The 7,905-nt window shown below is 42.2% G+C and carries 6 protein-coding genes and 1 pseudogene; 3 read left to right on the plus strand and 4 right to left on the minus strand.

The features are described 5' to 3' along the window. The 4 genes from H6S82_RS11205 to H6S82_RS33395 form a co-directional block, all read right to left on the minus strand. Positions 1-599 (minus strand): hypothetical protein (locus H6S82_RS11205; protein ID WP_191056229.1); only part of this gene is annotated, 599 nt, incomplete at its 3' end. Next, positions 599-1,540, minus strand: a complete 942-nt coding sequence (locus H6S82_RS11210) for a hypothetical protein (RefSeq protein ID WP_190469508.1) — start codon at positions 1,538-1,540, stop codon at positions 599-601. The genes H6S82_RS11210 and H6S82_RS11205, both read right to left, overlap by 1 nt. A gap of 56 nt (positions 1,541-1,596) precedes the next feature. Then, positions 1,597-2,457 carry a hypothetical protein gene (locus H6S82_RS11215; protein ID WP_190469504.1) on the minus strand — a complete coding sequence of 287 codons (861 nt, stop codon included), beginning with the start codon at positions 2,455-2,457 and terminating at the stop codon, positions 1,597-1,599. Positions 2,458-2,511: 54 nt separating this feature from the next. Next, positions 2,512-3,789: a DUF6745 domain-containing protein gene (locus H6S82_RS33395; protein WP_242056908.1), complete on the minus strand. Its 1,278-nt coding sequence runs from the start codon at positions 3,787-3,789 to the stop codon at positions 2,512-2,514. A gap of 244 nt (positions 3,790-4,033) precedes the next feature. On the opposite strand from H6S82_RS33395, the gene H6S82_RS11225 reads away from it, so the two are divergent. The 3 genes and pseudogenes from H6S82_RS11225 (at position 4,034) to H6S82_RS11240 (ending at position 7,574) form a co-directional block, all read left to right on the plus strand. Further along, on the plus strand, positions 4,034-4,702 hold the full coding sequence (locus H6S82_RS11225; protein WP_190469501.1) for an alpha/beta fold hydrolase: 669 nt from the start codon (positions 4,034-4,036) through the stop codon (positions 4,700-4,702). A 209-nt stretch (positions 4,703-4,911) separates the two neighbouring features. Beyond that, a pseudogene (locus tag H6S82_RS11230) lies at positions 4,912-7,222 on the plus strand (response regulator). Further along, positions 7,194-7,574: a response regulator gene (locus H6S82_RS11240; protein WP_190469493.1), complete on the plus strand. Its 381-nt coding sequence runs from the start codon at positions 7,194-7,196 to the stop codon at positions 7,572-7,574. Before H6S82_RS11230 ends, H6S82_RS11240 begins: the two are co-directional and overlap by 29 nt. Positions 7,575-7,905 lie beyond the last annotated feature (331 nt).

Genomic DNA, 7,905 nt, shown 5'->3' on the forward strand with positions numbered 1-7,905 from the left:
GTAAACCAAACATCTGGAGGTATGAGATCGTGAGCGTCATTGCGTCCGTTGTTGTGGCTCAAGTGAATCTCTCCTACTTCTTTTGAGTTTAGCATTGACAAGCAAGTTTGTTTTGTGAGTTCTCGGTCGCCTGCAAACCAGATTAGCACATGAGAAACATCTACCAACAAGGGACGATCGACTAGAGTTTCCCAACTCGAACACCAATATTCTGGAGACGGCATAACTTCTACATAAACGGGAACTTGCAAAGTTTTTTCAAGTTGGGATAAAGCAGTTTCTAACTCTTGTCTGCTGCATTCGCGCTGAAGCGGCGGATGAATTGAGACGGCGCGAACATCATGATTGGCGATGAAATCTGAGTAAGTTTTCCAGGTTTTCTGATGCAACAAACTAAGGCGCGATCGCACACCGTCTTTGTAAAGGCAGGAATCGTGCAAAATCAGCGGTATTCCTGAGTAATCAAAATCCACAGAGCAAGTGCTGCCTATTGCTAATTCTAAATAATCCAGCTTCATCCGTTCGCGGAGTTTCTCAAAAATTTCTAGGCACTCGGCGTGCGATCGCATTCCAATTGCTGTAATACTGAGTCCTAGCATTATAGATTTCCTTGATGTTTGAAATACGCTTTGTGGCTGAAAATCTCTTCGTGGACGAAGGCAAGCCGACGACCAAAACCAATCCATTGCCAAAGTTCATTAAGTATTTCTGAGTTTTTGTCATTTTGAAACTTTTGAAACACTCTATTTTCAAATTGCCATTCTTGCTCGTCCTCTTGCCGGACTAAAGTGACTCGAGTCTCTGCACACCACTCATTTATATCGATGTTTGCATTTTTTCCCAAATCATCCCATAACTTTAACAGTAATTCTTTTTTTTTGCTCTCTTCAAGAGTGTTAATCAATCTTTCTAGACAAGTTTCACGCTCTTCATTAGCTTGACAAAAGAAAGATAAATTTTTGGTTACACACCATTGATTGAGATCGAAATTGTCAATATTATTGCCAGACCACTTTTCCCTGTATAATCCAGAAACATCTATTTCCAACAATCTCACTTTATGGAACAGTTCTGCTTCCACTTCAGCAGTTTCTCTCAAAAAATGGCGTGATACGAATTGAGGATCGAGGTAACGATCGTCTGCATAGAATTCACTTATATAATCATTGATGTAGTACCAGTCGTCTCCGTAATAGATTGCTGATTGGTAAACGCTGTAAAGGCGATCGCCTTCATTCAACAAAACCCCTTTGGCAATGGCTTGTTGAGCTTTGGCAGAAGATAAACCTTGCAATAATTTATAAGCATTAGCTCTAACAAGCAGCGCCTCATCGTTCATTGCTTCTATCAATAAATTTATACCTGCATCTCCATATTTGAGCGCATCCAAAAGAACTGCTATTCTTTGCTCGACAATGGGAGTGGCAAAACGTCGCCGCCATCCTTCTATTCCTCCTAAAACTACGCCTCCCACTGGCGGTGGAGTTTGTCCTCCCAAAACGGCATCGAAGTTTTTTGGTTGATTAGAATTTTCTGCCATCGCGTAATTCTCTCAGCCATACTGCATAAGTTTATCATTAGCTGCGATCGCTATCATCAGAGATTTCCTTGAGGTTGTAAATACGCTTTTTTGTTGATGATATCTTCATGGACAAAAGCCAACCGACGATTAAAGCCAATCAATTCCCAAAGTTGTCCAAGTAATTCCAAGTTTTTCTCATTTTGTAGCGTTTGTAAAACTCTTGTTTCAAATTGAAATTCTTCCTCGTCATCTTGGCAGGTTAAAGGAACGTTATTAGCTGCACACCATTCATTAATATTAAAATTCTCAATAGGGTTGGGATAGTCTCGCCAAATATCGGAAATATTCACTTCCAGCATTCTCACTGCATGAAATAGTACAGCTTCAGCTTCGGCACTTTCTTTGAAAAGATGACGCGAGATTAATTTTGGTTCGCAGTCATCGTAATATTTAAACATTCCATCTTCTGGATTCGTGATGTAGTATAAATTTTTATCACTGCGATCGATACCTGGCTTGTAAAGCGGATATTCTTTCTGGTAATATTGATTAATTGAATCTGTGATATAATACCAATCATCGCCGTAAGAAATATCTGACTTGTAAACGCTGTAAATCCTGTCGCCTATGTTTAAGGGTATCCCTCTGGCGATCGCTTTTTTAGCTTTAGCAGCAGATACATTTTGCAAAAGTTTATAAGCAGTAACTCTAACGATTATTTCTCGCTCGTTCATTGCCTCTACTAACAAATCTATGCCTGCATCTCCATAATTGAGCGCATCAGAAAGAGCTGCTACTCGTTCTTCGACAATAGAAGCAGCGAAACGTCGGCGCAATCCTTCCATTCCTCCCAAAACTACACCTCCCACTGGTGGTGGAGTCTGTCCTCCCAATACAGCATCGAAATCTCTTGGTCGATCGCTATTTTTTGCCATAATTTAATCTCCTATCCAATAAAGTATGACATTTTCCCTTGAAGCTTCTCTTTTTCAAGTTTGTATAGAAAACTCTTGTGGGTCTATTCCCCAATTCACCCATTTAATCGCTTCTCTTGCCGATCGCATATTCGGCGGTACTCGCAAAGCGTGAATGTATCCCGTACTCGGACAAGTCATTTTTAACATATAAATTTGCTCTATATCTACATCATTATCAATTTTTAACAATGTATATTCTTGCCAATTGTCTAATTCTACTGGTTGCAATTCCTGACAAATTCTCGCATATCCAATTCCCTGAATTAGCACTCGCCTCAACTCAGCATTTTTCTCAGATAAAAGCCATTCAGCTTGCCATCGATCCGGATGCACTTTGCCGTATTCTTCAGGTAAGATAATACCATGATAAGCGTAGATGCTGAAACCATCGGCATATTGAATAGCAGCTGAACCTTCGGCGTGCAGGCGTTGTTGATTATCGAAGGAAAGAATGCGGGGGCGATCGCACACTAGAAAAAGATTTTCTAATGGAAACACCCAGTTACATTCTTTAACTAGCGATTGAAATAGAAGCCATTTTTCTCGATCGCCATCGCAGTTCAATGCGGAAAAACAAAAATCAACAAAAGCAGCCCGACTGTTCCACGAATTCAAATTCCACAGACGCATAGCACCGTGATAAAAGTGATTGTGAATTAATCCAGACAGCATTCGATCGGCTGCATCTTCTAAACTATATAAAGGCACTTCAACTTCTAAATCGATATTTGCTTGAAAGATTTTTTTTAGTTTGCTTCCCATATATTCTATCATTTTTCGCACCAGATGTTCTTCCACTTGCTCCCAAACTCGACGTTCTGTTTGTTCGACCAACAATATTTCCAGTTCTTCGCACAGTTCATCTCCTATTTGTTCCTTCAGTTGCTGCCACAGATAACTTCTCCAAGAAACTTTTTCTGCTTGCGTGTTATAAGGGTCTTTCCAATATAAAGCCCACAGTTTTGTTTCCAGTTTCTCCCATAAATTCAATTCACTGTTATCTCTGATGGCAAGACTACTCGACCAGAAACTTGAATCAAATTCTTCTGTTGTTGTATTTTTCAATTGCTCGCCTATAAATGACGCGATATAACTCAAAGCTGCGAAAGGGCTATCGAAAAAAATAATTTTTGGTTTTGGTTTTTTATTACGAATTAAACGATAAGCGTTCTCCAGCGCTATTGTTGCTTTTATTCTATCTATTGGCTTAATAGAAAGGGCAATTCGTTCCCATTTTTCCTGATAAACCGAAATCAGATATTCTTGTTCTGGAGTAAGTTTTTTTACCATAGCTATTAGTTAAGTGCTTACTTGTTAAGATTAACACAGCGAAGCGGTCAGTTAAATAAATCTTCCTTGGGCTAGAGGATTGTTAGCAAATATCAATAATTGTCAAGAATTTTAAAGCTATTTCTTAGACAAGTGAGAACTGATATAGGCTGTTTAATAGCGCCTTATTTTGGATTTTAATTTAAAAGTAAGATAGCCAAAACAAAATTAATGGCTCATCATCCTCACACATTGAGAATTAGTTATGGAAAGCACCTTGGAATTGAAGGTTCAAGAGCGATCGATCTGGATAGGATCTGGCCGCGTCGATCTAGAAGGTAACTTGAGCGTACCCGAAGGAGCGCGTGCGATTGTGCTATTTGCCCACGGTAGCGGTAGCAGCAGGCACAGTCCTCGCAATCGTTCTGTTGCACAAGAGCTAAATCAGGCCGGATTTGCGACATTACTGTTCGATTTGCTGACCGCAGATGAAGAACAAACAGATAAGCAGAAGCGACTATTGCGCTTCAACATCAACTTTTTAGCGGAACGGCTAATTGATGCCACCGAATGGGTTGCACAAAACCTTGAGACTCACAAGCTCAAAATCGGTTACTTCGGTGCCAGCACTGGTGCGGGTGCCGCATTGGTGGCAGCCGCAGAACTCCCGGAAGCTATTGGCGCGGTTGTTTCTCGCAGCGGACGCCCCGATATGGCTGAATCCTCCCTGCCAAAAGTGCAAGCACCGACGCTGCTAATCGTAGGCGGAAACGACACTCAAGTAATTGAGATGAACGAGAAGGCGCTGCCACAGCTGCAAGTGGAAAAGAAACTGGAAATCGTTCCCGGAGCAACCCATCTATTTGAGGAACCGGGTGCTTTGGAAGAGGTGGTGCGCGTCGCACATGATTGGTTTGTGCAATACCTCAAATAAACAAATGAGTCCGCTCTCCCCGATGCACAAAACGGATGGCACGGATGTACGGATTTATACGGAACCCCGGTTGATTGCTCCCCTTTGAAATTTGAGCCGGAACATTGTAGAGACGTTTCATGAAACGTCTTTACAACCAAAAATGTTAGTTGCCTTGATAGCAATTATTCTGTAATCTAAAAAAATAACTTATTTCGAGAAAATTTGATGTGAGAATTCTGCTGGTAGAAGACGATGAGTGTCTGGCGGAAGGACTTGAGAAAGCTCTGACAAGTCAGCATTATTTAGTCGAAGTTGCTAATGACGGTCAGGTGGCTTGGGAGTTGGCAGAATCGATAAACTACGATTTGATTTTGCTGGATTTAATGCTACCTAAGCTGGATGGTATTAGTTTTTGCAAACGGCGACGGCAACAGGGCGATCGCACGCCCATTTTACTACTCACGGCACAAGAGGCGATTACCAGCAAAGTCGCGGCATTAGATGCAGGGGCAGATGATTATATTGTCAAGCCTTTCAATATGGAAGAGTTATTGGCTAGAATGCGAGCTTTGCTGCGACGAGGCAGTGCGATCGCTTTGCCAGTACTGGAGTGGGGTTCCCTGCGTCTTGACCCCAGCAACTGCGAGGTGACATACGCAGGTCAGCACTTGCATCTTACTGCCAAAGAGTACGGCCTATTGGAGCTATTTTTACGTAACAATCACCGCATTTTCAGCCAAAGTGCTATACTAGATCATCTGTGGTCTTTTGATGAACCTCCCACAGAAAATGCCGTCAGAGCGCACATAAAGTGTTTGCGATCGAAACTCAAAAAAGCAGGCGCACCCGAATTAATAGAGACAATCTACGGATTGGGATATCGGCTCAAATCAACAGAAGAGGATAAAGAGGAAAAGAGCGAAAAAGCAGGTATTTATTATCAAGTAAATGCTGGCGATCGCACCGAGGAAACAAGAGGAAAAAGAGAAAAAATTTCATCTTATTTAACAGCCAAGAAGCAACCATTAACAATCGCCAACAAATTAACCGAAATTTGGGATAAAAATAAACATAAATACAGGGATCGCATTGGGGTCATAGAAGAAGCTGTAACTGCTCTGGTAGAAAATAATTTCACAGAAGAATTGCGTGTCCGAGCAGAGCGGCAAGCTCACACATTGGCAGGGTCGTTAGGCAGTTTTGGCTTTGAGCGAGCTGACAGCCTTTCTCGTGCGATCGAACAAATATTTCAAGATCAAGAAAACCTGCCGCAGACCGAAATACAGCAACTGCAAAAATTAATTGTGCAGCTGCGCCAGGAATTGCAATTCAGTCAAGATGAGGATAAAACAGCAGAGGAACAGAGGAGCAGAAAAGTAGAAAAGCAGACGAATCTTTTAACTAAAAATTCAAAACTAAAAATTCAAAACTTCCTCAGTTTCCCATCGGCGCGACTGTTAATTGTTGATGACGATGCGGATTTAGCCGAGCTTTTAATTTCAGAAGCAAAAGGTAGGGGAATAGAGGCACAAATTGCCACAAATTTAGCCAAAGCGAGGGAAATAATAGCTCAAGCCCCACCGGATGCTGTGCTGCTGGATCTTTCTTTTCCCGACACCCAGGAAAACGGTTTTGAACTGTTAGTAGAACTGAGTAAATATCAGCCGCTACTGCCTGTACTGGTATTTACCGCTACCGATAATTTAGCCGATCGCGTTAAAGTCGCTCGTTTGGGGGGACGGGGCTTTTTACACAAGTCAGTATCTCCGTCTCAGGTAATAGATGTTTTAGCCGAACTCTTGCAACAACCCTCTACACCGGAAGCAAAACTGCTGATTGTAGACGATGACCCTCAGTTGCTAGATTTTTTGCGTACCTTACTGGAACCTTGGGGATTTCAGCTCACCCTACTGGATGACCCAAAACAATTTTGGGATGGCTTGGCGCAATCTGCACCCGATTTGCTCATTCTGGATGTAGAAATGCCAGAGTTTAACGGCATCGATTTGTGCCAAGTTGTACGCAATGATGCTTACTGGAACGATTTACCGGTGCTGTTTTTATCTGCTCGCACGGATGCCGAAACTATACATCGGGTGTTTGCAGCCGGTGCGGATGACTACGTGAGTAAGCCAATTGTAGGGCCAGAGCTAGTCGCCCGCGTCCTGAACCGACTGGAGAGGACAAAAATTCTACGCAAACTACGAAAATTAGTTAACAGCCAGTAGTTAATACTCAATAGACACATACCCTATGCCCCAAAATGTACTATTCCAAGTGAAAGATTGCGGACGGGGTATTCCTGCTGAAAAACTGGAAACTATTTTCGAGCGCTTTCACCAGGTTGATGTCTCCGATTCGCGCAAAAAAGGCGGGACGGGGTTGGGTTTAGCGATTTGTCGCAGCATTGTGCAACAGCACGGTGGATCGATCTGGGTTGAGAGTACTCTAGGTGAAGGCAGCTGTTTTTACTTCACTTTACCGATTGCAGTAAGGGACGAAAACAACTATGACAACCAAGCGAATCTTAGTCATTGATGATGAAGATGGTGTGCGAGAAATTATCCAATTTTCTCTGGAAGCGGGAGGAGGTTGGGAAGTTTTGGCTGCCGCTTGCGGTAGCGAGGGATTGGCTTTAGCTGAAGCCGAACAACCCGATGCTATTATTTTAGATGTGATGATGCCGGATATGGATGGGCCTACGACTTTCGGGCATTTGCAAGCAAGCGATCGCACCAAACACATCCCCACTATTCTACTAACTGCCAAAGCAAAAATTAGCGAACAAAAGCAGTTTATCAACTTGGGCGTAGCCGGAGTCATCACTAAGCCTTTTGGAGTTCGCGATTTAGTTAATCAGATCCGAAATATTTTGAATTGGCAAGATTAACGGGTATTTCTTGAGTGCTGAGTGCTAAGCCGGTTGCCATACTACCTTGTGAACGCAACTCGGTACGAGCCTTGTTTGCGACTTATTGCTATCATCGATAAATTCCGTATTTCTTGCCAATAACATCAATAAATTTTAACTTCACAAAATCTTCACATTTAGATTATAACTTAAAGCTATAGCCAGAAAGCGCTCAAGGAGAAAGCAGCGATCGTGTGTGCATCCAGTATTTATCAACTCGATATTGAATTAGCAATCGATGTTTTCAAAACAAAAAATCTAGCCATGCTAATTGCTCTGAAAAACTTTCTTACTGTTTTACCGAATCCTA

Origin of the sequence: Planktothrix sp. FACHB-1355 (assembly GCF_014748295.1) — a bacterium.
In the GTDB taxonomy this organism is placed as follows: domain Bacteria; phylum Cyanobacteriota; class Cyanobacteriia; order Cyanobacteriales; family Aerosakkonemataceae; genus Aerosakkonema; species Aerosakkonema funiforme_A.